Source organism: Maricaulis sp., from assembly GCF_039978735.1.
Classification (GTDB): Bacteria; Pseudomonadota; Alphaproteobacteria; order Caulobacterales; family Maricaulaceae; genus Maricaulis.
Genome location: NZ_JBDWAS010000027.1, coordinates 1 through 19396, shown reverse-complemented (window position 1 = coordinate 19396; position 19396 = coordinate 1). Strand labels below are relative to the sequence as shown.

Below are 19396 nucleotides of genomic sequence, written 5' to 3'. Positions count from 1 at the left end.
ACACGCTGAGCGGGAGCCGTGGCGCCCGGGGCGTCCGGACAAATGAAACAGGCCGCGGCGGGGGCCGCGGCCTGTCAGGCAAGATACTCTGTGATCCGGTCAGGCGGCTGAGGAGATGTCCGTCAGGGCCATGACCTTGCGCAGCTGATCTTCCGTATCGCCCAGCTGGTGATCGATCATGATCAGGCGCTTGGCATAGTGCGATCCGGCATATTCCCAGGTCATGCCGATGCCGCCATGCATCTGCACGGCCTCTTCAGCGACCAGCTTGCCGGCGCGGCCGATCAGGTTCTTCGCCTTGGCCACGGCCAGGGCGCGTTCTTCCGTCTCGAACTTGCCGCCGGCATGGATCACGATGGAACGGGCCTGTTCGATCTCGATGGAGAAATCGACGAGGCGGTGCTGCAGCGCCTGGAAGAGCGCGATCGGGCGGCCGAACTGCTGGCGCTGCATGAGATAGTCGCGCGTCATCTCCTTGAGCACATCCATCGCGCCCACCGCTTCGGCGCACAGGGCCAGGCGGCCGGCGTCGAGCGCGGCTTCGATGGCGTCCGTGGCATCTTCGGCAACGCACTCGGCCGGGGTCCCGTCGAGCACGACCTCTGCGGCACCACCACCGTCGATCATCGGATAGGCGAGGACTTCGGCGTCGGACGCCTTGACTTCGTAGAGGCCCAACTTGCCACCGGACTTGGCCGTGACCAGGATCCAGTCGGCGGCCTGGCCGCCATAGACCACGGTCTTGCGGCCGGTCAGCTTGCCGCCCTCGAACGTGGCGGAAATTTCGCCCAGATCGCCGAAGCTGTCGCTTTCGTCGAAGGCGAAGGCCGCGCGTTCCGAACCCGCGATAATGGCCTCGATCCGCTCGGACTTGCCGAAAGCGGCGTAGAGCCGAAGCGCCATGAGGTTGGCCAGGAGCGGTTCCGGGCAGATCTTGCGGCCCAGTTCCTCGAATACGGTCGTGATATCGAAGCCGGCGCCGCCGAAGCCGCCATCATCCTCGGAGACCAGCGCCCCCATGATGCCCAGCTCTGCGAGCCCGGCCCAGCCTTCGGGGTCGTGGAAAGCGCCGTCATAGGCGACCTTGTTGCGATGCTCGATCGGATAGGTGTCGGAGAGGAAGCGGCGCAGGCTGTCCGCGATCATCCTGCGGTCGTCTGTCGGTGTGAAATCCATGGATCAGGCTCCGAACGTCTCTTTGGCGATGATGTTGCGCTGGATCTCGTTCGATCCGCCAAAGATCGAAAGCTTGCGATTGTTGAAGTAGTTGGCAGCGTTCGCAGCCGCTTCCGGCGGCGCGATGCCGTAATTGCCGATCACGTCTTCGGACGGGAAGGGCGAGGCGGCCGGACCCAGTGCACGGCGAGCGAGATCGTTGATCTCCTGACGGATCACAGTGCCCTTGATCTTCAGCATCGAGGACACCGAGCCCTGGGCGTCAGACGTGCCGAACAGCATGCGCAGATTGGTCATGCGCATGGCTTCCAGATCGATCTCGACCTCGGCGACCCTGGCCGCGAAAAGCGGATCGGCCGCCAGCGGCTTGCCATAGCGCTTTACCTTCCGGCCCAGCGCCTTGAGCTGGTTCAGCGCCTCGGTCGACGCGCCGACACCGGCGATATTGGTGCGCTCGTGGCCCAGGAGATACTTGGCGATCGTCCAGCCCTGGTTCTCCTCGCCGACACGATTGGAGACCGGTACCCGGACATCGGTGAAGAAGACCTCGTTCACCTCATAGCCGCCCTCGATCAGCTTGATCGGCCGCATCTCGATGCCGGGCGTCTTCAGGTCCACCAGCACGAAAGAGATGCCCTGCTGCGGCTTGCCCTCGGTCGAGGTGCGCACGAGGCAGAAGATCTTGTCGGCGAACTGGCCCAGCGTGGTCCAGGTCTTCTGGCCATTGATGATGTAGTCGTCGCCATCGCGCACGGCGCGGGTCTTCAGGCTGGCGAGGTCGGAGCCGGCGCCGGGCTCGGAATAGCCCTGGCACCACCAGTCCTCGCCGGACAGGATGCGCGGCAGGATCGTCTTCTTCTGCTCCTCGGTGCCGAACTTGATCAGCACCGGGCCCAGCATGCCCAGGCCGAAGGGAACGATGCGCGGCGCGTTCGCGAAGGCGCATTCTTCCTCGAAGATGTGGCGCTGCACGGCATTCCAGCCGGGGCCGCCATGTTCTTCCGGCCAGGTTGCCGCCAGCCAGCTGCGGGTCTGCAGCAGAGCGTGCCAGCTCTCGATATCCTGCTTGTTCAGCTCGCGTCCATTGCGAACCTTGGTGGCCAGATCCTCGGACAGATTGTCCTTGAGGAAAGTGCGCACTTCCTCGCGGAAGGCCTCCTCCTCCGGGGTGAAATTCAGGTCCATGCTTGTCTCCTCGCGCCCTTGTCGACCGCTTTTCACGACGAAAGCAGCGGCCCGGTCTTGTGCCTGGCTCGCTTCTTTCGATGACTGGGTACGTATTAAAGGCGAAAGGATGCGCAGTGAATAGTGCGCAGATGCAGCATTTGGTGCGGCGGTGCGGCGCAGGTCTGGCCGGTCAGAGCAGTCCGCGGCCTGCCAGGGCCGTTTTCAGCGGGCCTTCACCCCGGAACACCTCGGCATCAAAACCGAAGTCGCGCGCCGCGGTGACATTGTCCTCACGGTCGTCGAAGAAGACGACCTCCTCCGGCGCGAAGGGCAGACGCATGGCCGTGATCTCGTAGATACGGCGGTCCGGCTTGATGACGCCCTCATGGGCCGAGACGATGACGTCCTTCATGTGTGCCATCTGCGGGTAGAGCGCATTGACCGGTTCCACCCATTCCGCGGGCAGGTTGGTGAGCGCGTATTGCGGCACTCCCCGTTCGGCGAGCGTGTCCATGACAATGTCGGTCCCCGGAACGCTGCCATTCAGCATGCCGTCAATGCCGGTCTCCCAGGCACGGATTGCGTCTTCATAGTGGGGGTATTTCGCGATCAGGGGCTCGCGATTCTCGGCCATGGGCACGCCGCGATCATGCGCCGCATGCCAGTCCATCGTGCAGACCTCGCCCAGGAAGTGGTCGACTTCCTCCGGTGTGCGGAAAAGCTTTTCGTAGAAGCGGCGCGGGGACCAGTCGAGAAGCACATTGCCCAGATCCCACAGGACGGCTTTGGTCGTCATGCTGGTGTCTCCAAAACGCAAAACCCGCGCACCTGGGTGCACGGGCTATGCGACAAGTCGATATGGGCGCGCTGGAACCTGCGGGCAGGTCCGGCAGCAGCCGGCTAGCCGGCGCGAGCCTTGAAGCGCGGATCGGTCTTGTTGATGACGTAGATACGGCCACGGCGCTTCACGACCTGGCAATCGCGGTGGCGGTTCTTCAGCGATTTGATCGAGCTGCGGACTTTCATCGTTCGGCCTTCACGTTGGTAAGCGTGTTAAAAAGGAGCGCGGGAGATACGGGAGCCGAAGCGTCCTGTCAACATCGACTGTGCGCTCGATCTGCGCCTGATGCGCGGCTCAGCGGAAGACCGGCGCGACCGGCGCACCACCATCGCGTTCCGGCTGGCTGTTCATCATCGACACGATCAGCACGGGATCGTCCTTCGGCGGCGGCTGGCAGATGCCGAACGCGGCTTCCGGCATCGCCGTCGATATGTTCAGTCCGAAGCTGGCGGCTTCCTGCGGCAGGATCGGGTAGTCGTGATTGCGCCCGCCGCCGATCAGGTCGTTGGTCAGGGCGCAGGTTCCGTCCTGCTTGTGGGCATCATTGACATAGTCGCAGGAAAACCGCCGGGCCTCGTCGACGGCCTGCTGGGCCATCTTCGAGAGGATCAGCATCTCGTCGCTGACGCGGTCGGCCGACTTGTGTTCGGTCAGCGCGGCAAGGATCGGCGCGGGCATCCAGGCATATTGCGGATCGATCGGACCCAGCACGGCACTGGTGCCCATGACGATTTCGTCGCAGGCCAGGGCAATCATCGTGCCCGCGGACTTTGCACGATAGGGCACGAAAGCCGTCTTGCGGCCGGGATGGTGTTTCAGCGCATGCAGGATCTGCTGGGTCGCCGAGGCGATCCCGCCCGGCGTGTGCAGGATGATGTCGATCGGGGCATTGTCCGGTGCGTGGCGGATCAGGTCGATTGCCTCGATGGCCGTGTCGGTGTCGATATATTCGTCCACTTCATGATGTACGATCGACAGGACGAGACTGCCCCGCGAGCGCGCGAAATCCTGCACCCGCTTGTCGATCATGGCCCTGTAGGCCTCATAGGGCGACAGGCCGTCATCGCTGCCATTGCCGGATGCGCTGCGTTGGCTGGCGGGAAGGGGATCCGGGCGAAGCGATGTCTGCGTGTCGCGGGCGGTCGTCATGGCCGGGTGCGGTGCGGCCGTTCCGGAGGGCGCTGAGCGCTTGCCGACCTCGGCGCGTTCGCGTGCCTCCCGCTCGTCTTCTCGCTGCATGTGCCGACGGTTCTGCCAAGCTGCGAGGCTGACCAGCAAGGCACAGATCACGGCAATGCCGGTCCAGCCGGTCACACCGAGTCCGGTAATAATGTCGAACATGAACTCCCCCGGTTTCCCCATGCATCGCGGCACTGGCGATGCACCCGTCTCCACTCTCGTTAACCAATCTATATCAGTGCGCGCGCCAGGGCGAATCGAACCGGCGAACGGGCTTGCCTCCTGGTGAGGCAGGTCTGCTGCCGGAGCATGCAGACGGGCGTGTTTGTGGCATCTGGTCCTGTCGGGACGTGTACTGGCGCTGACACCGGTACTAGGTGAAACGCTCTGCCCGACCGGAGCGCCCGCGTGACATTCGAACTCATCCTCGCCTTTACGGGCATGCATATCGCCATGTCGCTGAGCCCGGGGCCGGCCGTGCTTCTGGTCTCCAGCCAGGGCATGGCGCGTGGTTTCCGGGCGGGCGTGGCGACGGCGGTGGGCGTGCTTGCGGGCAATACGATCTATTTCGCGTTGTCGGTATTCGGACTGGGGGCGGTCCTCGTCAGCTCGGCCCTGCTGTTCACGGTGATCAAGTGGGCGGGGGCGGCCTATCTGGTCTGGCTGGGGGTCTCCACCCTGCGCAACGCTCGCAAGACGGCAGCGCGGCCGCAGCCGGCAACGGTCGCTGACTTGGCCGGGCCAGCCTTCACCCAGGGACTGGTCAAGCAGCTGGGCAATCCCAAATCGGTGCTGTTCTTTGGCGCGCTGCTGCCGCAATTCATCATTCCGGGGCAGACCGGCGGGGCTGACTATCTTCTGATGCTGGCCATCATGCACGGCACCGAACTGCCCATCCTGGCCGGCTATGCCGCGCTGGGGGCGACAGGCGGGGCTTTTGTGCGCGGCCCGGTGGGTCTTGTCTGGCGCGAGCGCGTGTGCGGCGTGTGCCAGATCGCTGTGGGTGGCTTGCTGGCGGGCTTGCGGCGCACAGCGTGAGCGAAGCTTACCACATCGTCAGTTGTTCGCGCCGCAAAGCCTTCATAGTGTGCGCGCCATGACAGGGTTCGGGGTATGCTTCGGGGTCGCGGCAGCGGCCCTTTTCGCGGCTGGCGCCAGCGCGCAGTACGACGATTTCACCTATGATTACGACGTGGATGTCGAGCTCGTGCTCGCCGTCGACATCTCCTATTCCGTTGACGAGGAAGAGGCGCGCCGCCAGCGCGAGGGCTATGTGGCTGCCCTTGCCTCTGAGGATGTGATCCGCTCGATCCAGGGCGGGCCGCTGGGCCGGATCGCCGTGACCTATGTGGAATGGGCCGATAGCGGTTTTCAGCGCGCCGCGGCTGACTGGACCGTGATCGCCAGCGAGGAAGACGCGCTGGAGTTTGCTGCCCGCGTCGCCGCCGCACCGCTCGAACGCGGCCACTACACCGCTATCGGGGCAGCGATCGCTGACAGTGTGCAGCGTATCGAGAGTAATGCGCACTCGGCTCCCCGCCGCATCATCGATATCTCCGGCGACGGGCCGCAGAACCAGGGACTGCCGCTGGAACAGGCGCGGGCGCGTGCGGATGCGGCCGGCGTGGTGGTCAACGGTCTGCCGGTGATCTCCACGGGCAATGGCCGCTGGGTGCGGCCCGTCGAGATGAATCTCGATGGCTATTTCGAGGAAAACGTCATCACTGGTCCGGGCGCCTTCGTCCTGCCGGCCCGCACCGAGGCGGAGTTCCGCGAAGCAATCCTGCGCAAGCTGGTCATCGAGATCGCGGGGGCGCTGCCATCGCCGGAAGAGCTGGGCCGCGACCCCGCCCGTCCCGCGACCGCGTCGGAAACGGGTCTGGCGCCATGAGACTTGCCGTCCGGGCCGGCCTTTCGATCCTGGCCGTCCTTTGTCTGACCGGCGGCAATCTTGCCGCGACACCCGACTGGTATACCCGCGAGACCCAGTACGCCGAGGATGGCCGCGAGATGGTCGATCTCGAGCTCGTACTGGCGGTCGATGTGTCGTCCTCGATCGACGAGGTCGAGGCGCGGCGTCAGCGCGAAGGTCATGTCGCGGCGCTCGCCGACCCGGAGGTGATCTCCGCGATCCAGTCCGGCGGCTATGGCCGCATCGCGGTGATGTATCTGGAATGGGCCGATGCCGACTTCCAGCGCGTTGTGGCGCCCTGGACAGTGATCGAGACGGAAGACGATGCCCGGGCCTTCGCCGCGACACTGGCGACCGCGCCCTTCATTTCCGGCCGGCGCACTGCGATTGGCGGTGCGATCGATAATTCGGTCAGCCTGATCGCGGACAATCGCTATGACGGCGTACGCCGGGTGATCGACCTGTCAGGCGATGGCCCCCAGAATGCCGGACCCAGTCTTTCGGCCGCGCGCAACCGGGCCGAGGCCGAAATGATCACCATCAACGGCCTGCCGATCGACAATGCCCGTCAGCATCCCTTCCGGCCGTCAGTCTCGATCGATGTGGCCGCCTATTTCGAGAATGAAGTGATCGCCGGACCCGGCGCCTTCATTTCGCCAACAAACGAACACCATGATTTCGTGGACGCATTGAAACGGAAGCTTATCATCGAGATCGCCAATCTCGATCCGCTGCGCTTCACGAGGAATGGATGATCCGTACGCTACTGGCCAGCCTGGCCCTCGTTGCCACCGTCACCACCGCCACGCTTGCCCAGCCCGACGGTGAGAGCTTCGCCGACTGGCTCGCCGGATTCCGCGGCCGGCTGGAAGCGTCCGGCGCCACCCCGGACACCGTCGCATCCATGCTGGACGGGCTGGAGCCGGACATGCGCATCATCGAGCGCGACCGCAGCCAGCCGGAATTCGTGCGTCCGCTCTGGTCCTATCTCGATATCGCGGCGTCAGACCTGCGCATCCGCAACGGCCGGGCGGCCTATGCCGAAAACCGTGAGACGGTTGATGCCATTGCTGCGCATTTCGAGGTGCGTCCGGAAATCCTGATCGCGATCTGGGGGCTGGAAAGCTCCTATGGCGAGATCCCCGGCAATAACGATATTGTCCGCTCGCTGGCGACGCTGGCCTGGGAAGGCCGCCGCCGCAACTGGGCGGAAGGCGAGCTGATTGCGGTCGGGCACATGCTGGACAATGGCTATGCCACGCGCGACCAGCTCACTGGCTCGTGGGCAGGCGCGATGGGCCAGATGCAGTTCATCCCGTCGACCTATCTGGAACGCGCCCATGACTGGGATGGCGATGGCCGCCGCAATATCTGGACGAATGAAGCCGATGCGCTGGCATCTGCCGCCAATCTGCTCGGCCGGGCCGGCTGGCGGCCAGGTCAGCCTGCAGTGGTCGAAGTCGATGTGCCGGAGAGCTTTGATTTCGCCGCTTGGGACCCGGGGCAGTCGCGCCTGGTGTCGCAATGGGCGGTGCTCGGTATCGAACCGGCGCGCGGCGAGTGGTCGGCCGACTTGCTGATGCAGGCGGCGCGGCTGGATCTGCCGGCCGGCGGTTCGGGGCCGGGCTTCCTGACCTTCCCGAACTTCCGTGTGATCCTGCGCTACAACAACTCCACCAGCTACGCGATCGGGGTTGCCCATCTGGCAGACCGGATCGCGGGTGGCGAGCCTTTCGAAGGGCCGTGGCCGGAAAACAATCCGCCGATCACCCGCAGCCAGACGCGCGAACTTCAGGCGGCGCTCAACGCGCTGGGTTTCGACAGCGGCACACCGGACGGCCTTGCCGGACCCAACACCCGCGCGGCGCTGCGCGCTTTCCAGCGCTCCAACGGCCATCTCGCCGACGGCTATGTCGGCCAGGCGATGTATGACGCGGTGATGGCCGCCGCGGCTGCCCGGTAGTCCGCGCGCTCTGACGATCTGTTATCGGAGCCCTGGGTTGCTCAGGGCTCTGGCTTCACCTCGACGATGTTGGCGACCCGGCGAATGCCGGGATGGAACCAGGCGAGCGCCAGTGTGATCGCGGCCAGCACGAAGGCGACATAATAGGGCACGAGGTGGCCCAGCTGGTTGTACATGAACAGGCCGCCGACCGGGCCGAGGATGAAGCCCAGCCCGGCTGTGGCGGTGGTCAGGCCCGCGACCCGGCCCTGTTCTTCAGGCTCCACGGCGATCGAGGCCCCGCCGACAAAGCCCGAGCGGGCCAGTCCGAACGCAAATGAAATCAGGATGTAGGCCGTGACAATACCGGCATAGTTGGGCGCCACGATCATCAGGGCGAACCCCGCCATGGTGATCCCTGCACCCAGCGACATCAGGATGCGCGGACTGGCGTGCAGGGCCGGAATTACCACCAGCTGGGCGACGATCAGTGCGCCCGCGCCCGCAGCCAGCGCGATGGACGACATCTGCAACCCCGCGGCCTCGTCCAGCTGCAAAGAGTCCATCACGAAAAAGGCTAGCGTGGACAGGCTGAGTGACTGCACGACCCAGGCGACACAGCCATAAGCCACAAACGGGAAGATCCGCGGATCGGCGCCGAAGGCGAATTGCGCAAAGGGATTGATCGGCCGGCTCTGCAGTTTGGGCGGGGACTGTTCGGGCAGCCGGTACCACACTGCGAAGGCGCCAGAGGCGACCATCGCCGAAATGATCACCATGAAGATCGGCACGCCCACCAGTTCGACCAGGGTCGCCGCGAGGGTGGGACCGATTACCGCACCCAGGCCGAAGGCGGCCGTCAGCCCGGCCAGCGCTTCTGTCCGCTCGCCAGGGCTGGTCCGGTCGGCGACATAGGCCTGCGCTGACGGGTTGGTTGCCGAGCCAAGCCCGCCGAACAGGGTGCGGGCCAGCGCCATGGCAAAGATTGCGCCCAATGGCGGGATCCACCCGCTTTCCCCGGCCCAGGCTGCGGCAGCAAAGATCAGGGTCGAACAGGCAAAGGCGCACAGGCCGAAGACGATGAAAGGTTTGCGTCCCCGGCGGTCGGACAGGGCGCCCCACACCGGTGTCATCGTCATGAAGAGGACGGCCGAAACCGTGTAGATCGCGCCGACCCAGTATTCCGGCACGGCCAGTCCACGGGCCAGCGGCGGCAGGATCGCGAACAGCATGTTGTTGCCGATGCCGGTTGCCATCAGGCACAGGAAAAGCAGGCGGAAGGCCTGGCGTCTTTCGGCGGGACTGGTGGGTGTGGACGCAGTCTGGGGCGGGGTCATGATGCTGATCTAGACCGCGGATTCCCCACCGTCCAATGAGTTTTTAAAGAGCGGGTATGCCGGAATGACCGTCAGTGGCCGGGGCGCCGCGTCGCTGATCCGTAAACACCCGCATAACGCGCGTTCAACCGGACATTAAGCTTGTCCCGTCATAGTGCCGGTCAAACGGGTCGAGAAACGGCCTTCCAGAGCGGTGGACGGTACAAAATGTTCCAGATTATCGGCATCATTGTCGTGTTCGTCATGGTGTTCGGCGGCTTCTCGCTGGCCGGCGGCCATTTCGATGTCATCCTCAAAGCCATGCCCTTCGAGATGATGATGATCGGCGGCGCGGCTGTCGGCGCCTTCCTGATCGGCAACAAGCCGAAGACGGTGATGAAGACCCTCGGCGATTTCGCCAAGATCTTCACCGGCCCCAAATGGAAGGCGCAGGACTATACCGACCTGCTCTCACTCTTGTTCTTGCTAACAAAAACAATGAAAACAAAAGGGGTTATCGCGCTCGAAAGCCATATCGAGAACCCCAAGGACAGCGCGATCTTCACGCGCTATCCCCGGATCATGAAGGATCATTTCGCCGTCGACTTCATCTGCGACACGCTGCGCATGATGACGATGAACCTGGAAGACCCGCACCAGGTCGAAGACGCGATGGAAAAGCAGCTGGAAAAGCACCATCACGAGGCCGCCGATCCCGCCCACGCCATGCAGACCATGGCAGACGGCCTGCCGGCCCTGGGCATCGTGGCTGCCGTGCTCGGCGTGATCAAGACGATGGGCGCGATCGAAAGCCCGCCGGCCATTCTGGGCGGTTATATCGGCGGCGCCCTGGTCGGTACCTTCCTTGGCGTGTTCATCGCCTACGGCTTTGTCGGCCCCTTTGCGGCCTACATGCAGGCCGTCTATGACGAGGAACACAGCTTCTACAAGATCATCCAGGATGTGCTCGTGGCGCACCTGCACGGGAATGCGGCCCAGATCTCGGTCGAGATCGGCCGCGGGGGCGTCCCCTCCAAGATGCAGCCCAGCTTTGCCGAGCTGGAAACAGCCCTGGACCAGATACCCTCCGAAGTCGGCTGATCGACAAGGCCGCACGAGGACAACTGGCGCGGAACCCACCGGTTCCGCGCCATTTCATTTGGGGGGATGGCGTTTGCCCTGATCGGCGCTAGAACGGCGTCATGAAGATCAAGGACAGCGACATTCTCATCGTGCCCGGTGCGGGCAATCCGTCTCCCTTCCACTGGCTGACGCGCTGGCAGGACAATATGTCCACGGCGCGTCGCGTGGATCAGGATGACTGGAACCGGCCGCAGCGCGAGACCTGGGTCAACCGGCTGGTCGATGCGGTCGGCGAGGCGGAAAAGCCCGTCATTCTCGTCGCGCATGCGCTGGGAGTGCTCACGGTGGCCCATGCGGCTCCGGCGCTCACCGGCAAGATCGCGGGTGCCTTTCTGGTCGGTGCATCGGACTGGGAGCGTCCCGAACTGAAGACGACCTATGGCGATCACGGCTTCGATCCGGTGCCGCGCCAGCCGCTCGGCTTTGCCGGCCTGCTGCTGGCCAGCTCCAATGATCCCACCTGCAACATCACCAAGGCGGAAGCCTGGGCGCGCGATTGGGGTATTCATTTCGGCAATGCCGGCGAGGCCGGGCATTTCGAGCCGGAAAGCGGACACGGTCCCTGGCCGGAGGGTCTGATGGCCTTCGCCCGCTTCACCCAGACGCTCTAGGCCGGTCATGACCGAAGAGAGCCTGGTTTGCGAACCGGCCCGGCTCGACTGGAGCGAGCCGTCCGGCCCGCGTGCGGCCGATTATGGCGATGTCTATTTTTCCGCCGAGGACGGTCTGGAAGAGACGCGGGCGGTTTTCCTTGCCGGCTGCGGGCTGCCCGAGGCCTGGCAGGGGCGGCGGCATTTTGTTGTCGGAGAGCTGGGCTTTGGTACCGGGCTGAGCGCGCTGGCGCTCTGGCAGCTCTGGCGCGAGACCCGGCCGTCCGGAGCATGGCTGGATTTCGTCTCCGTCGAGAAGCATCCGTTGAGCCGCGACGAAGCCGTTCGCGCCTTTGCGGCCTGGCCGGATCTCGAACCGCTCACAACGCGTCTTCTGGCACAATGGCCGTCGCGGCAGAAGGGCGTTCATCGCCTTGTGTTTTCCGAGGACGGGTTCGCGATCACCGTCGTTCACGACGCGGTCGAGCTTGCACTGGCAGACATGGATTTCCGCGCCGACGCCTGGTTCCTCGACGGGTTTGCGCCGGCGAAGAATGACGCCATGTGGTCCCAGGATGTGCTCGACGAGGTCGGCCGGCTCTCGGCGTCGGGCGCGCGGGTCGGCACGTTCACGGTAGCCGGTCATGTCCGGCGGGGCCTGCAGGCCGCCGGCTTCGAGGTGGTCAAACGCCCCGGCTTCGGGCGCAAGCGCGAGCGTCTGGAGGCCGTGTTTCCCGGAACACCCGCCGCAACAATGCCGCCGCCGCGGAAGGTCGCGATCATCGGTGCGGGAATTGCCGGGGCCAGTCTGGCCCGTGCCTTTGCGGGGCGGGGGAGCGAGGTTGTCGTGTTCGACGCTGCCGGGCCGGCGGGCGGCGCCTCCGGTGCACCGGCCGGGCTGCTGACGCCGCGCCTGGAGCGCGCCGACCGGCCCCATGTCCGCGCAACCCTGGCGGCGTTTGATTATGCGCGCAGATGTTATGAAGACTTCGACGGCTTCTATCCCGGCGGGGTCGTCCGGCTGGCGAAGGATGAACGCGAAGCGCAGCGTTTCGCCGGTATCGCCGCCCTGATGGACGAGCGGGTCGAGTGGGATGGGGCGGTGCTGCAGATGCACGCCGCCGCCCGCATCGAACCGGCGCGCATCGTCGCACAGATGCTGGGCGATGTGCCGGTTCACGAGGCGCGGGTTGCGTCGATTGCCGAGACGGACGGCGACGTCCAGCTGGCGGATGCAGATGGCGAAACACTGTGCCGCGCGGATTGCATTGTGTTTGCCTGTGGAGCCGGCGCGGCGGCCTGGTATCCGGACATTTCACCGAGCGCAGGGCAGGTCGCGGTCTTTGCAGGCGAAGCGCCGGCGCAGCCTGTGACCTGGGGCGGCTATGCCTGTGCGGCGCCGGGCGGTGTGCTGGTTGGAGCGACCCATGTGGCCGGCGAGGATGCCGGGCCGGATGAGCCTGCGATTGCTGGCTTCCGCGAAGCCTACGCTCGGCATTTTCCCTCATTGAAAGCCGGCGAGGTCGTGCAGACCTGGCGTGGTGTGCGAGCCTCGACGCCGGACCGGCTCCCGGTCGCCGGAGCGCTGGGGCCGCGAAGCTTTGTTCTCTCCGGTCTCGGCTCGCGTGGCTTTGCCCACGCGCCCCTGCTGGCCGAACATGTCGCAGCTCTCGCTCATGGGCATATGCCCGCACTGCCCCGATCCGCGGCCGAAGCATTCGATCCGGCCCGTTTCGAGATACGCCGCCAGAGGCGCGGCGGCTAAGGCGCTACACCGCTTCGGGGAGCGGTTCTCCCGGCGTCCGGTCGGATCTCTCGAAACGCAGCTCGGCGAGCGGGCAGGGTGTTGCGAAACAGGTCGCATCGATCCGGAAATCCGGTGCCCTGTGTCCGTCCAGAACAAGCGCGTAACCGCCTACCGACAGGGTGACATTCAGGCCGGTCACCGGCGGCAGCGCCAGCGAGACGGCGGGCAGTGCCGCCATGGCTGCCAGAACTCCCGTTTTCACAAGCATGCCGGGCCCTCCTTGACCTTTGCGTCTCTGGATGCCGCAGGAGGTCCGATTGGATGCACGCCACCGGGGAAAACGGCGCGCCGCTTGCATCGCTCCGGGTGAAACGGTCGCGCCTGGCGCGTAACGGGACAAAGGGTGTCAGATCATGCAGGCAGCAGCCAGCGGCAGCTTCGTCGAACGGCGTAATGGTTCGCGTCATATCTGGTTTCTGAACTCGGCCTTCGACAAGATCGGTCTGGATACGGCCTTGCGCCGCATCACCGAACGCGATCCGGCCAGCCCCTTCGCTTTTGTCGTCACACCCAATGTGGATCATCTGGTCCGGCTCGAGCACGACACCGTGCTCGCCACGCTCTATGCCCAGGCCTGGCTGACGGTCTGCGACAGCCGTATCCTGGAACTGATCGGCCGCATGTCGGGCGAGCGCATCGATATCGCACCGGGTTCGGACCTGACGGCGCGCCTGTTCGACACCGCAATCGACCCGGCCGCACCGCTGACGATCATTGGCGGCAATCGCGCCGTCATCGATGCCGTGGCAGCACGCTATGGCTTGAAAGATGTGCGCTGGCACGAACCGCCGATGGGGCTGCGCAACAATCCGGAAGCGGTTGCGGAATGTGCCCGCTTTGTCGCCGAGAATCCGTCGCGCTTTGTCCTGATCTGCGTGGGGTCTCCGCAGCAGGAAATGATCGCGGAAGCCTGTCTTGACCGCGGCGATTGCACGGGTGTCGGACTGTGCGTGGGTGCGTCTCTGGACTTCCTGGGTGGCAAGGCCCGCCGGGCACCGGTCTGGATCCAGCGGGCACGGCTGGAGTGGTTGCACCGTCTCGTGCAGGAGCCGGGCCGGATGTGGCGCCGCTATCTGGTCGAGGGACCCAAAGTGTTTCTGCTCTGGCAGCGCTGGCGGAAAACCCAGCGTGAGCTGCGCGCGCTCGAACGCGCGCTTTCGCAGCCGGACCGTGTCAAAGAGCGTGCACTTCACCAACGTATCCGCAACCTGGAAGCCCAGTTAGCGTCACGTGAGTGATACACACTGTTACATGCGGGGCACTGGCATTGCCTTTTGCCGCGGCCGGCCCTAGCGTCCGCGCCGCGATGGTTCCCTCACGGGATTAATCGGGAAGCCGGTGCGGTCACCACTTTTCAGGTGATGTCCAAGTCCGGCGCTGTGCCCGCAGCCGTAAGCGGCGAGCGGCGATGCATGTAACCACTGGAGCTTACGGCTCCGGGAAGGGGCATCGTCCGCATTGACCCGCAAGCCGGAAGACCTGCCATCGCCGTCGTCTGTCCGCTCGTGCGGGAAAACACGAGGCTGGCGCGGATTTTCCGTTTTCGACGACTCCTTGCAACCCGCCGGTCGCGCGTGCGGCCGGTCACCATGCTGTGGAGACGTGGTACATGCGCATACACAAATCGCTGCCGCTGGCGCTGGCGGCCAGTTCAATCCTGATTTCACCCGCTGTCCTGGCCCAGGACGCGCAGGACGATGATGTCATCCTGATCACCGCTGCCCGCGTGCCGATACCGGCCGACGATGCGACGGCGAGTATCACCCGCCTTGATGCTGCCGATATTCAGGCCCGTGGATCGGTCTTTGCGGCCGATATCCTGCGCGCCGTGCCGGGCCTGGCGGTCTCGCATTCGGGCGCTCCCGGCGCGCTGACCCAGATCCGTGCGCGCGGCGCCGAGGCTAATCATGTCCTCGTTCTGATCGACGGTGTGGAGGCCAACAATCCCTTCACCGGTGAAGCGGATTTCGCGCATTTTGCGTTCAACGATCTCGGTTCGATCGAGGTGTCGCGCGGCGAACAGTCGGCCCTGTGGGGGGCGGATGCGATTGGCGGTGTCGTCCGCCTGACCACGGCACGGCCCGAAACGGGCATGACAACCTCGCTGGGACTTGAGGGCGGCGAATTCGGGACCTTCCATGGCGATGGCCGGATCGCCTCGACTTTCGAGCGAGGCTGGCTGACCCTGTCCGGCAGTGCCTATCGCAGCGACGGGATCGACGTGTCGGGTACCGGCGGCGAGGAAGATGGCTATGAGAACGAGACCGTCAATCTCGCGGGCGGATACGCGCTCAACGACATTGTCCGGTTTGAAGGCTCGGCGCGCTGGCTGTCCTATGAAAGCGCGTTTGACAGCGATACCGACTTTGATGGCCTGTTGAACGATGTGGACCGCAACACGGACGGCCAGACCGTCTTTGCACGCGCCGCACTGCTGGCCGAGCATTCGGCCGGCGGGTTCCGGATCGAGCACGAACTGGCCGTGCAGCTCACCGATGACGAGGTCGAGAACTATGCGGATGGCGCATCGACCGGCCGTTCGCTGGGGCAGCGGCTCCAGTCCCACTATGAAGTCACCGGCCGCTGGTCGACGGGCGAGACGCAGCACCGCCTGACGGGTCTTGTCGAGCATGACCGGGATCGTTTGAAATCCTTCACGGCGCCGGGGGCCGGATCCAACCAGTCCCCCTCGATCGAGGCGAGTGCTTTCGCGGCCGATTACGGTCTGGACCATGGCGCGCTCACACTGACGGCGTCCGTCCGCCGCGATATCCATGACCGGTTCGACGATGCCACGACCTGGCGTGTCGGCGCCGGCTGGGCGTTTGAGACGGTGGATGGCCGGGCCCGGGTGAGCTTTGGCGAAGGGGTCAAGAATCCGGGGATCTACGAGTTGTTCGGCTATTTCCCGGGCAGTTTTGTCGGCAATCCGAACCTGGACCCCGAGCGCTCTTCGGGCTGGGAGATCGGCTGGGACCAGACCCTGCTGGACGGGCGTGCGACGCTTTCCGCCGTCTATTTCGAGTCCGAGCTCGAGGACGAGATCTATACCGACTACTCGTCTTTCCCGTCGACCGCGCTGAACGCCGCATCGCTCTCCAACCGCTCGGGCGTCGAACTGTCCGGCAGCTGGGATATTTCCGGCGGCTGGTCGGCATTCGGATCGCTTTCCCTGCTGGAGAGCGAGGAGAACGGTGTTGCGGAGATCCGCCGGCCGGAGCAGCTGGCATCGCTGACGCTCGACTGGCACCCGGCAAACCTCGACTGGTCCGGCGCACTGACCATCGACCATACCGGCGATCAGCTGGATACGGATTTCAGTACGTTCCGGACGGTGACGCTGGACGCCTACACACTAGTGGGCGGTCAGGTGCGCTGGAAGGCGACCGATGCGCTGGAGCTTTATGTGCGCGGCGAAAACCTGCTCGATGAGGAGTATCAGGATGTGTTCGGCTATCATACGCCGGGCCGCGGCCTGTATCTTGGCCTGCGTCTGCGCAACGGCTAGTCCGGCATTTGCCGGCGGCGGCGTGCGCGTTCTGCATGCCCGGGACGGGGTCGTGTCCACATCGCTGTGTGCCGACGCCTATGTCCTCGAACTGGCGGGACCGGGCCGCATTGCGGCCCTGTCCTGGCAGGCCGATCATCCGGTCTCGGCCGCGCCGGACTGGGCGCGCAGCCTCCCCAAAGCGTGGAATGACGCGGAAAGGCTCTACGCCCTGGCGCCGGGCCTGACCGTGTTCGGGGCGGGCGAGGGCGCGCGCACGCGCCGCATGCTGGAACGGACCGGGTTTGAAACCTTCGAGCTGAGCTGGGCGAGCGGTTTCGATGGCGTGCGTGCCAATCTTGTCGCGCTGGGCCGTCATCTGCATCGCGACGCGGAGGCCGAAGCGGCGATTGCGTCGCTCGACCGCCGCCTGGCAGCGCTGTCTGCGCGTAGCGCAGAACGGGGCGTGTCGCCGCGTGTGCTCTATCTGAGCGCATCCGGTGGAACGGCCGGTGAGGGGACGTATATCGACGCGGCGATCAAGGCGGCCGGTGGCGTCAATGTCATGGCGGAGGAGGGTGTAACCGGCTGGCCGGCCGGCGATCCCGAGACCGTGCTCGCCGTGGAGGCCGATATCGTACTCACGAGTTTTTTCACGGATGGCTATGAGGGCCTGTCGAACCGTGCGGCGCGGCATTCGGCCTACCGCCGCGTACTCACGCAGGGTGAAACCGAAACCATTCCTGCCAGCGACTGGCCCTGCGCCGGTCCGCGCCTGATCGATGCTGCCGAAAGGATCGCCGATATCATCGACGACTGGTCCGCGCAGGTGCCGTCATGAGCGGGCGCGCCTTTCTCGTGACAGGGCTGGCGGCCGGTCTCGTGGTGGCCGCAGGCCTGTCGCTCTTTTGCGGCGGCACGGGGCTCGCGGCAATTGACGGGCTGTTTTCCGCGACGCCATCGCTCGACACGCTGATCCTGCGCGAGCTCAGACTGCCGCGTGTCCTGCTGGGCGTTCTGGTCGGAGCCGGGCTTGGCGGGGCTGGCGCTGTCATGCAGGGCTTCTTTCGCAATCCGCTGGCCGATCCCGGCGTTGTCGGCGTGTCGGCGAGTGCCGGCCTTGGCGCCGTTACGGCGCTTTACTTCGGGCTGGCTTCCCTGTTTGCGCTGGCGCTGCCGATCGCGGGCGTGTTCGGTGCCTCCGCCGGTGTGACCCTGCTTTTCCTGATCGCGGGGCGCGGCGCGTCGGCAACCACGCTGATCCTGTCGGGGGTGGCCGTGAATGCGATGGCGGGCGCCCTGACGGCATTGCTGATGAATCTGGCACCCAATCCGTGGGCGCTGGCCGAGATCGCCTATTGGCTGATGGGGTCGCTGAAGGATGCCAGCTGGACGGAGATCGCCTTTGCCGCCCCGCTGATCCTCGCCGGTCTGGCGATCCTGTCGACGACAGGGCGCAGCCTGGATGCGCTGAGCCTGGGCGAAGAGACGGCGGTCAGCCTGGGTGTGAATTTGCGGCGGCAACGCCTCACCGTGGTCGCCGGGACCGCGCTGGCTGTCGGCGGCGGTGTAGCGGTGGCCGGTGCGATCGGTTTCGTCGGGCTCGTGGTGCCGCATCTTCTGCGCCCGCTGGTGGCTCACCGCCCCGGCGCACTGATCCTGCCCTCCATGCTTGGCGGGGCGCTCCTGGTGACGTTGGCCGACCTGTTCGTACGGCTCATGTCCGGGCCCGGCATGCCGCTTTATCTCGGTGTGGTCACGGCACTGGTCGGCGCGCCCTTCTTCCTCTGGCTGGTGCGCACATCGCAACGGGTGGCGCCATGAGCCGGCTGGATTTCCATCATGTCGACTTCGGCTATGGCGACCGGCTTCTGCTGCGCCGGACCAGCCTGTCCTTCGGGGGCGGCGGTATTGCCGCGCTTGTCGGCCCGAACGGGGCGGGCAAGTCGACCCTGCTGAGGCTGGCCGCCGGTCTGTTGCAGCCGGCGAGCGGGCGTGTGGAACTGGGCGGGCGGCCGCTTGGCGACATGCCGCTGCGCGAGCGGGCCCGGATGATCGGTTATCTGGCGCCAGACGGACGGTCGGCCTGGCCGATGACCGTGCGCAATCTCGTCGCGCTGGGGCGTGCGCCCTGGCGCCAGCCCTTGCGTGCGCTCGGGGAAGAGGATCGCGCCGCGATCGATCGGGCCATGGAGCAGACCGGTATTGCCGATCTGGCCGGCCGGCGGTTCGACACGCTGTCGTCCGGCGAGCGAGCGCGTGCACTGATCGCCCGGACACTTGCCGGCCATGCACCCTTGCTGGTGCTCGACGAGCCGACAGCCGCCCTCGATATCCGGCATCAGCTTGGCGTGATGGAGATTCTGCAGGATGCGGCGAAGGCGGGAACGCAGGTGATTGTTGCCGTGCACGCCCTCGATCTCGCCGCCCGCTTCGCCGACCGCGTTCTGGTGATGAAGCGGGGCGCCATCCTGGCCGACGGTCCGGCCGATGCCGCCCTGTCCGAAGCGGTCGTTAGCGAAGCCTTTGACGTGCGCGCGCCGGGCGGCATCGTTCCGACCCGCCTCGCGCCGCTTCCGCTCTTGCGCTAGAGCAATTTCATCGCGATTGAGGCCGATGAAATTGCTCCAGCTTTTCAGTGGTCGCATTTTCGAACCGCAAAACCGGTTCCCACTTTTGCTGAAAATGCTCTGCGGCGCCTAGGCCGCGGACTCAATTGCGCGCATCCAGATCCTTGCTGAAGCGAGAGCGATTGCGGCGAGGAAGTTGGCGGCATGCTTGTCGAAGCGCGTTGCGATCCGCCTGAACTGCTTGAGTTTGCAGAAGAAACGTTCGA

General features: G+C 65.4%; 19 protein-coding genes, 1 pseudogene and 1 riboswitch. Of the genes and pseudogenes, 12 read left to right on the top strand and 8 right to left on the bottom strand.

Going from position 1 to position 19396, the window contains the following annotated elements; all coding sequences use genetic code 11:
- Nucleotides 1-99: 99 nt before the first annotated feature.
- The 5 genes from ABJO18_RS07760 to ABJO18_RS07740 all read right to left on the bottom strand — a co-directional run bounded on the left by ABJO18_RS07760 (nucleotide 100) and on the right by ABJO18_RS07740 (nucleotide 4525).
- A complete protein-coding gene (locus ABJO18_RS07760) occupies nucleotides 100-1176 on the bottom strand; it encodes an acyl-CoA dehydrogenase (RefSeq protein WP_348507584.1) in 1077 nt (358 codons plus the stop codon).
- A 3-nt stretch (nucleotides 1177-1179) separates the two neighbouring features.
- Complete coding sequence (locus ABJO18_RS07755; protein WP_348507585.1) at nucleotides 1180-2361, bottom strand: acyl-CoA dehydrogenase family protein; 1182 nt, start codon at nucleotides 2359-2361, stop codon at nucleotides 1180-1182.
- 172 nt (nucleotides 2362-2533) lie between these two features.
- Nucleotides 2534-3139 (bottom strand): HAD family phosphatase, encoded by a 606-nt coding sequence (locus ABJO18_RS07750; protein WP_348507586.1) that lies wholly within the window; start codon nucleotides 3137-3139, stop codon nucleotides 2534-2536.
- 104 nt (nucleotides 3140-3243) lie between these two features.
- The gene (gene ykgO, locus ABJO18_RS07745; RefSeq protein WP_075188610.1) at nucleotides 3244-3369 is read right to left on the bottom strand and encodes a type B 50S ribosomal protein L36; all 126 of its coding nucleotides are present in this window, start codon (nucleotides 3367-3369) and stop codon (nucleotides 3244-3246) included.
- A 109-nt stretch (nucleotides 3370-3478) separates the two neighbouring features.
- Complete coding sequence (locus ABJO18_RS07740) at nucleotides 3479-4525, bottom strand: hypothetical protein (RefSeq protein WP_348507587.1); 1047 nt, start codon at nucleotides 4523-4525, stop codon at nucleotides 3479-3481.
- 246 nt (nucleotides 4526-4771) lie between these two features.
- Between ABJO18_RS07740 and ABJO18_RS07735 the strand changes: the two genes are divergently transcribed.
- From ABJO18_RS07735 to ABJO18_RS07720, 4 genes are read left to right on the top strand one after another with little or no spacing between them, the layout of a single operon-like run.
- The gene (locus ABJO18_RS07735; RefSeq protein WP_348507588.1) at nucleotides 4772-5401 is read left to right on the top strand and encodes a LysE family translocator; all 630 of its coding nucleotides are present in this window, start codon (nucleotides 4772-4774) and stop codon (nucleotides 5399-5401) included.
- A 58-nt stretch (nucleotides 5402-5459) separates the two neighbouring features.
- Nucleotides 5460-6254, top strand: coding sequence for a DUF1194 domain-containing protein (locus tag ABJO18_RS07730; RefSeq protein ID WP_348507589.1), 795 nt, complete (start codon nucleotides 5460-5462; stop codon nucleotides 6252-6254).
- Nucleotides 6251-7030 (top strand): DUF1194 domain-containing protein, encoded by a 780-nt coding sequence (locus tag ABJO18_RS07725; protein WP_348507590.1) that lies wholly within the window; start codon nucleotides 6251-6253, stop codon nucleotides 7028-7030. The genes ABJO18_RS07730 and ABJO18_RS07725 overlap by 4 nt, the downstream gene beginning before the upstream one ends.
- Nucleotides 7027-8238, top strand: a complete 1212-nt coding sequence (locus ABJO18_RS07720) for a lytic murein transglycosylase (RefSeq protein WP_348515826.1) — start codon at nucleotides 7027-7029, stop codon at nucleotides 8236-8238. The genes ABJO18_RS07725 and ABJO18_RS07720 overlap by 4 nt, the downstream gene beginning before the upstream one ends.
- Nucleotides 8239-8279: 41 nt before the next feature.
- On the opposite strand, the gene ABJO18_RS07715 is transcribed toward ABJO18_RS07720, so the two are convergent.
- A complete protein-coding gene (locus tag ABJO18_RS07715) occupies nucleotides 8280-9554 on the bottom strand; it encodes an MFS transporter (protein ID WP_348509290.1) in 1275 nt (424 codons plus the stop codon).
- A gap of 207 nt (nucleotides 9555-9761) precedes the next feature.
- Here ABJO18_RS07715 and motA point away from each other — a divergent pair, with 207 nt between their 5' ends.
- The 3 genes from motA (at nucleotide 9762) to mnmD (ending at nucleotide 13031) form a co-directional block, all read left to right on the top strand.
- The gene (motA, locus tag ABJO18_RS07710) at nucleotides 9762-10634 is read left to right on the top strand and encodes a flagellar motor stator protein MotA (RefSeq protein ID WP_271187002.1); all 873 of its coding nucleotides are present in this window, start codon (nucleotides 9762-9764) and stop codon (nucleotides 10632-10634) included.
- Nucleotides 10635-10735: 101 nt separating this feature from the next.
- Nucleotides 10736-11287 carry an alpha/beta hydrolase gene (locus tag ABJO18_RS07705; protein WP_348509291.1) on the top strand — a complete coding sequence of 184 codons (552 nt, stop codon included), beginning with the start codon at nucleotides 10736-10738 and terminating at the stop codon, nucleotides 11285-11287.
- A 7-nt stretch (nucleotides 11288-11294) separates the two neighbouring features.
- Nucleotides 11295-13031: a tRNA (5-methylaminomethyl-2-thiouridine)(34)-methyltransferase MnmD gene (mnmD, locus tag ABJO18_RS07700; protein WP_348515825.1), complete on the top strand. Its 1737-nt coding sequence runs from the start codon at nucleotides 11295-11297 to the stop codon at nucleotides 13029-13031.
- A gap of 4 nt (nucleotides 13032-13035) precedes the next feature.
- On the opposite strand, the gene ABJO18_RS07695 is transcribed toward mnmD, so the two are convergent.
- Complete coding sequence (locus ABJO18_RS07695) at nucleotides 13036-13281, bottom strand: hypothetical protein (RefSeq protein WP_348506909.1); 246 nt, start codon at nucleotides 13279-13281, stop codon at nucleotides 13036-13038.
- A gap of 145 nt (nucleotides 13282-13426) precedes the next feature.
- Between ABJO18_RS07695 and ABJO18_RS07690 the strand changes: the two genes are divergently transcribed.
- The 5 genes from ABJO18_RS07690 to ABJO18_RS07670 all read left to right on the top strand — a co-directional run bounded on the left by ABJO18_RS07690 (nucleotide 13427) and on the right by ABJO18_RS07670 (nucleotide 19151).
- Nucleotides 13427-14311, top strand: a complete 885-nt coding sequence (locus ABJO18_RS07690) for a WecB/TagA/CpsF family glycosyltransferase (RefSeq protein ID WP_348506908.1) — start codon at nucleotides 13427-13429, stop codon at nucleotides 14309-14311.
- Nucleotides 14312-14363: 52 nt separating this feature from the next.
- Nucleotides 14364-14575, top strand: a riboswitch (cobalamin riboswitch).
- Between the two features lie 107 nt (nucleotides 14576-14682).
- Entirely contained in the window at nucleotides 14683-16581 is a 1899-nt protein-coding gene (locus ABJO18_RS07685; RefSeq protein WP_348506907.1) for a TonB-dependent receptor, read from the top strand.
- Between the two features lie 52 nt (nucleotides 16582-16633).
- Entirely contained in the window at nucleotides 16634-17401 is a 768-nt protein-coding gene (locus ABJO18_RS07680) for an ABC transporter substrate-binding protein (protein ID WP_348506906.1), read from the top strand.
- Nucleotides 17398-18384, top strand: a complete 987-nt coding sequence (locus tag ABJO18_RS07675) for an iron ABC transporter permease (RefSeq protein WP_348506905.1) — start codon at nucleotides 17398-17400, stop codon at nucleotides 18382-18384. Before ABJO18_RS07680 ends, ABJO18_RS07675 begins: the two co-directional genes overlap by 4 nt.
- Nucleotides 18381-19151, top strand: coding sequence for an ABC transporter ATP-binding protein (locus tag ABJO18_RS07670; protein ID WP_348515824.1), 771 nt, complete (start codon nucleotides 18381-18383; stop codon nucleotides 19149-19151). The genes ABJO18_RS07675 and ABJO18_RS07670 overlap by 4 nt, the downstream gene beginning before the upstream one ends.
- Nucleotides 19152-19259: 108 nt before the next feature.
- On the opposite strand, the pseudogene ABJO18_RS07665 reads toward ABJO18_RS07670, so the two are convergent.
- A pseudogene (locus ABJO18_RS07665) lies at nucleotides 19260-19396 on the bottom strand (IS5/IS1182 family transposase); the annotation flags it as partial.

Bases quoted from the DNA above. Each gene is read 5' to 3' on its own strand.
- ABJO18_RS07715 (WP_348509290.1), bottom strand. From the start codon at position 9,554: ATGACCCCGCCCCAGACTGCGTCCACACCCACCAGTCCCGCCGAAAGA.
- ABJO18_RS07670 (WP_348515824.1), top strand. From the start codon at position 18,381: ATGAGCCGGCTGGATTTCCATCATGTCGACTTCGGCTATGGCGACCGG.
- ABJO18_RS07690 (WP_348506908.1), top strand. From the start codon at position 13,427: ATGCAGGCAGCAGCCAGCGGCAGCTTCGTCGAACGGCGTAATGGTTCG.
- mnmD (WP_348515825.1), top strand. From the start codon at position 11,295: ATGACCGAAGAGAGCCTGGTTTGCGAACCGGCCCGGCTCGACTGGAGC.
- ABJO18_RS07725 (WP_348507590.1), top strand. From the start codon at position 6,251: ATGAGACTTGCCGTCCGGGCCGGCCTTTCGATCCTGGCCGTCCTTTGT.
- ABJO18_RS07685 (WP_348506907.1), top strand. From the start codon at position 14,683: ATGCGCATACACAAATCGCTGCCGCTGGCGCTGGCGGCCAGTTCAATC.
- ABJO18_RS07755 (WP_348507585.1), bottom strand. From the start codon at position 2,361: ATGGACCTGAATTTCACCCCGGAGGAGGAGGCCTTCCGCGAGGAAGTG.
- ABJO18_RS07720 (WP_348515826.1), top strand. From the start codon at position 7,027: ATGATCCGTACGCTACTGGCCAGCCTGGCCCTCGTTGCCACCGTCACC.
- ABJO18_RS07705 (WP_348509291.1), top strand. From the start codon at position 10,736: ATGAAGATCAAGGACAGCGACATTCTCATCGTGCCCGGTGCGGGCAAT.
- ABJO18_RS07730 (WP_348507589.1), top strand. From the start codon at position 5,460: ATGACAGGGTTCGGGGTATGCTTCGGGGTCGCGGCAGCGGCCCTTTTC.
- ABJO18_RS07675 (WP_348506905.1), top strand. From the start codon at position 17,398: ATGAGCGGGCGCGCCTTTCTCGTGACAGGGCTGGCGGCCGGTCTCGTG.
- ABJO18_RS07740 (WP_348507587.1), bottom strand. From the start codon at position 4,525: ATGTTCGACATTATTACCGGACTCGGTGTGACCGGCTGGACCGGCATT.
- ABJO18_RS07695 (WP_348506909.1), bottom strand. From the start codon at position 13,281: ATGCTTGTGAAAACGGGAGTTCTGGCAGCCATGGCGGCACTGCCCGCC.
- ABJO18_RS07760 (WP_348507584.1), bottom strand. From the start codon at position 1,176: ATGGATTTCACACCGACAGACGACCGCAGGATGATCGCGGACAGCCTG.
- ykgO (WP_075188610.1), bottom strand. From the start codon at position 3,369: ATGAAAGTCCGCAGCTCGATCAAATCGCTGAAGAACCGCCACCGCGAT.
- motA (WP_271187002.1), top strand. From the start codon at position 9,762: ATGTTCCAGATTATCGGCATCATTGTCGTGTTCGTCATGGTGTTCGGC.
- ABJO18_RS07750 (WP_348507586.1), bottom strand. From the start codon at position 3,139: ATGACGACCAAAGCCGTCCTGTGGGATCTGGGCAATGTGCTTCTCGAC.